The organism is Clostridium sp. (genome assembly GCF_036643715.1).
In the GTDB taxonomy this organism is placed as follows: Bacteria; Bacillota; Clostridia; order Clostridiales; family Clostridiaceae; genus Clostridium.
In genome coordinates this window covers 1-4,426 of the sequence record NZ_JAVXRL010000056.1, presented here as the reverse complement: position 1 = coordinate 4,426, position 4,426 = coordinate 1, and the positions used below count along the sequence as shown (strand labels likewise).

Sequence of the window (4,426 nt, the reverse complement as noted above, 5' to 3'; positions counted from 1 at the left end):
CGTTATGGTCGTCTGCCGAAAAATATTCGTTCATAAAAGTGTTGATATGAATGTAGAAATAACTGATTATAAAGAAAATGAATTATATCAAATAACAAGTGTAAGAAATAAACTAGCTTTCGTTTCAACATATAAATTTGAAAGAATTGATGATAATAAATGCATTTTCGGGTTAGAAGAAAGTGATAGCACAGCTGGAATTTTCAAAGGCCTTAATGCAATACTTCAAAATTTTTTATTTAAGAAGAGAATAACAAAGAGATTTCAATTTTTAATTCAAGGATTAGAATATGAAATGAAAAATTATAGAGAAATGATTAATAAGAACGCTAAAAAAGAAAATAAAGTTACATTGTAATTAGAATTTATCTATTTATGAGAGGGATTTAAGAGTATGGATATAAAGGGGTATATGAAATATTATAAGCTTTTAGAACAACTTAAAAAAGATAAGACTACAGTTGAATTTAAATATAACCCAACTACAGAGGGTGCTTATAATGTTAAGATAGAAGGCGGTAAAATGCCACAAGGAGAAGTTATTGAAGAAGCTTCAAATAACTTACAAGATTTACTTAGCAAAATATATGCAAATTATAAAGAGAAAAGTAAATAATAAGAAGCTATAAGCAATTGCTTATAGCTTCTTTAACTTTATAAATAGAAGTTACCATCTTTAAATACAGGTATTTCTTTTGAGTCGTAAGTTACTCCTGTAATATTAAGATCTTTTGAACCTATCATAAAGTCTACATGAATTAATGATATGTTAGAATTAGCATCTAATAATTCTTCATCACTCATATTTTCACCATTTTCTATACATGAAGGATATGCTTTACCTAATGCTAAATGGCAAGATGCATTCTCATCAAATAATGTATTATAAAATAATATATTAGAGTTTGAGATTGGTGAGTCATAAGGCACAAGAGCCACTTCCCCTAAATATCTAGAACCATCATCAGTGTTTAAAAGTTCTTTTAAAGAATCGTAACCTTCTTCAGCTGCGAAATCAATAACTTTACCATCTTTAAATGTTAGCTTGAAATTATTAATTAAGTTTCCACTATGATTTAAAGGTTTAGTAGAGATTACAGTACCGTTAATACCATTTCTTTTTGGTGTAGTAAAGATTTCTTCAGTTGGCATATTAGCTATAAATAACTTACCATCTTTTGTGTAATCTGCACCACCACACCATATATGTCCTTTTGGTAGTTCAATGTGAAGGTTTGTTCCTAAGTTGTTTTTAAATATAAGCTTCTTAAAATTATTCCTTTGAAGTTCTTTCATATTTACTTTTAAATTTTCTAAATGTCTATCCCATTCTAGTGAAGGATTATTACTTCCATCAATTCTCATAACACTAAATATTGCATCCCATAATTTTGATACAGCATTTTCAGATGTACAATCACTAAATACTTTCATTGCCCATGCTTTAGTTGGCATTGATATAACGCACCAAGCATTTTCGTTGTTCATAAGTTTATCAGAATAGTTTCTAAGGGCTAAGCTTTTAGCTTTACTTGCAGCTGCTATTTTTTTTGAATCAATATCTTTAAATAATGAAGGGTTACTTGCTGATATTGAAATGAATGATGCACCGTTATCAACAAAATAGTTATATTTATCGATTTCATATTGTGGAACATTTTCAAGAGTTTCAGTAGCCACTTCTTCAAATCTTAGTTTTGTGAAAAGTTCATCAGAGTAATTGATGTATACATCTTTTGCGCCTAGTTTAAAAGCTTCTTCTGAAAGTAGTCTTGCAAATTCATTACATTCAATTGGAGAATTAATAAATAAAAGAGTGTCCTTTTGTAAATTAACTCCTTTTGTAACGACTAAATTAGCATATTTTTCTAATAGAATATTAAAATTATTCATTATAGTCACCGCCTAATTTTTTTACTTATATTTTACCATAAAATATAAGTATAATACCTATATAAATAATAGATGTGTATTGTTGTAAGAAAAGTTAATAAGTAATATAATATATTTACTTGATTTTGTTTAAGAATATATGAAAATGGGGTGAGTTTAACGTGACTGATTTATTAAATCAATTAGTAGATATAAATAAAGTCTATGGAAAAGAGGGTAAGCTAGCTTCATATATACCTGCATTACTTAAAGCTGATGTAAATGATTTAGGTGTTGCGGTAATGAATTTAGATGGAAAAGAATATTTTGCTGGAAATTGTGATGAGAATTTTACAATACAAAGTATTTCAAAAATAATAAGTCTTATTCTTGCATTAAAGGATAATGGAGAGGAAAATGTACTCAAAAAAGTAAATGTAGAGCCTACAGGTGAAGGCTTTAATTCAATAGTTAAACTTGAGACAACAGACACAAAAAGACCTTATAATCCAATGATAAATGCAGGAGCTATAGTTACAACATCATTAATAAAAGGGGATACCGAAGAAGAAAAACTTAAAAAGTTAATTGACTTTATGAAAAAGGCTACTAATAATAATACAATTACTATCAATGAAGAAGTATATGTATCTGAAAAGCTTACAGGAGATAGAAATAGAGCATTAGCTTACTTTATGAAAAGCAACGGTATATTAGAAGGTAATGTAGAAGAAATATTAGATTTGTATTTTAGGCAATGTTCAATTGAAGCAAATGCTAAAGATCTTGCAAGACTTGGGGCAGTTCTAGCTAATGATGGAGTTATTCCATGGAGCGGAGAAGTTTTAATTGAGAAAAAAATATGTAAAATAGTAAAATCAATAATGGTTACTTGTGGTATGTACGATGCATCAGGAGAATTTGCTGTAAGTATTGGAATACCAGCTAAAAGTGGAGTTGGTGGAGGTATAGTTGCTGCTGTCCCTAAAAGCATGGGAATAGGTGTATACGGACCATCATTAGACAAAAAAGGAAATAGTATTGCCGGAATAAAAGTACTTAGAGATTTATCAAGAGAATTAGATCTTAGTATATTTTAGTTTAAAATAAATTTAAGTAACTTTTAGGTGATATAATAAAATATATGGGACATAATTATAACTAGGCGCAAAGCTTAAGTTAAGGAGGAAAAAATGGAGAGAGTATTAATTTTAGATTCTAACTCACTTATGAACAGAGCCTTTTATGCATTACCACCGACACTTACGAATAATGAAGGTGTTCACACTAATGCGATATATGGCTTTACGAATATGCTGTTAAAAATGAAGGATGATATAAATCCTGATTATATAGTTGCAACTTTTGATAAGAAAGCACCAACATTTAGACATGAAGCATATGGTGACTACAAAGCAGGAAGAAAGAAAATGCCAGATGAACTTAGAGAACAGTTTCCTATAATAAAGGAAATGCTAACTCTTCTTGGAATAAATATATATGAATTAGACGGATTTGAAGCAGATGATATTATAGGTACTGCTGCAAAAGACGCAGCAAAAGAAGGTATGGAGGTATTTATTGTAACTGGAGATAAAGATGCTCTTCAACTTGCAGATGATAATATAAATGTTATTATTACAAAAAAAGGTGTATCAGAAACAGCAGAGTATAATAAGGAAGCTTTCATAAAGGAATTTGAAGTAACACCAACTCAATTTATTGATGTTAAAGGTCTTATGGGAGATAAATCAGATAATATACCAGGGGTTCCAGGCGTTGGAGAGAAGACAGCATTTAAACTAATTAAAGAATATGGTTCTGTAGAAGAGGTTTTAAAGAATATAGATAATATTAGCGGTAAAAAGCTTAAAGAAAATCTTGAAACTTATAGTGAACAGGCAATATTTAGTAAAAAGCTTGCAACAATAATGACTGAAGTTCCGATAGATAATTTAATAGATGGAATAAAGAAGACAAATGATATTGATAAAGAAGGGCTTAAAAAATTATTTATAAACCTTAGAATGCAATCTTCATTATCTAAATTTATAGGTGAAGAAGAAAAAGAAGAAGTTTTAGTAAATGAAATAACTTCTTTAGAGCAATTAAAGGAGTTTTTAAAAGAAGACAAGACGTATTATATAGCATATGAAATCGAAGAGTCACCTTTAAACTCAAAGAGAAAAATTAATACTTTCATTTTTGGAGAAGAAGGAACTGCTACAGTATTTAACTTTGCTAGTTTTTATGAAAATGAAGGCGTAGAAGTTACTAAAATATTAAAAGAGTTCTTTGAATCAAAAAATAAGAAAAAAGTAATACATGATGCTAAAGCATTAATTAAAATATTAAGTAGAATGGATATAGAAACTAATGGCTTTGAATTTGATATTGCAATTGCAGCATATATAATTGATTCATCGAAGGGACAATACCCATTAAATAGTATAGTAGGAACATATATTGGTACTGAAATACAAAAAGGACATGAAGGTCTAATTGAAGGTGCAACATATTTAAAAAGAGTTTTTGATATCCTTACAAAGAAAAT

General features: G+C 28.7%; 5 protein-coding genes. 4 read left to right on the top strand and 1 reads right to left on the bottom strand.

Translation table 11 applies throughout. The features are described 5' to 3' along the window. Together RSF37_RS12855 and RSF37_RS12850 are read left to right on the top strand one after the other, a co-directional pair. Nucleotides 1–358, top strand: a 358-nt coding sequence (locus RSF37_RS12855) for a DUF3284 domain-containing protein (protein ID WP_332564800.1), incomplete at its 5' end; no start/stop codon positions are given. A gap of 36 nt (nucleotides 359–394) precedes the next feature. Next, nucleotides 395–616, top strand: a complete 222-nt coding sequence (locus RSF37_RS12850) for a hypothetical protein (RefSeq protein WP_332564799.1) — start codon at nucleotides 395–397, stop codon at nucleotides 614–616. 38 nt (nucleotides 617–654) lie between these two features. Here the strand turns inward: RSF37_RS12850 and RSF37_RS12845 are convergent, their stop codons facing one another. Then, nucleotides 655–1,893 carry an aminopeptidase gene (locus RSF37_RS12845; protein ID WP_332564798.1) on the bottom strand — a complete coding sequence of 413 codons (1,239 nt, stop codon included), beginning with the start codon at nucleotides 1,891–1,893 and terminating at the stop codon, nucleotides 655–657. 161 nt (nucleotides 1,894–2,054) lie between these two features. Between RSF37_RS12845 and glsA the strand changes: the two genes are divergently transcribed. Further along, nucleotides 2,055–2,972 (top strand): glutaminase A, encoded by a 918-nt coding sequence (gene glsA, locus RSF37_RS12840; RefSeq protein WP_332564797.1) that lies wholly within the window; start codon nucleotides 2,055–2,057, stop codon nucleotides 2,970–2,972. Nucleotides 2,973–3,065: 93 nt separating this feature from the next. After that, the coding region (locus RSF37_RS12835; RefSeq protein ID WP_332564796.1) for a 5'-3' exonuclease H3TH domain-containing protein at nucleotides 3,066–4,426 on the top strand (1,361 nt) is incomplete at its 3' end.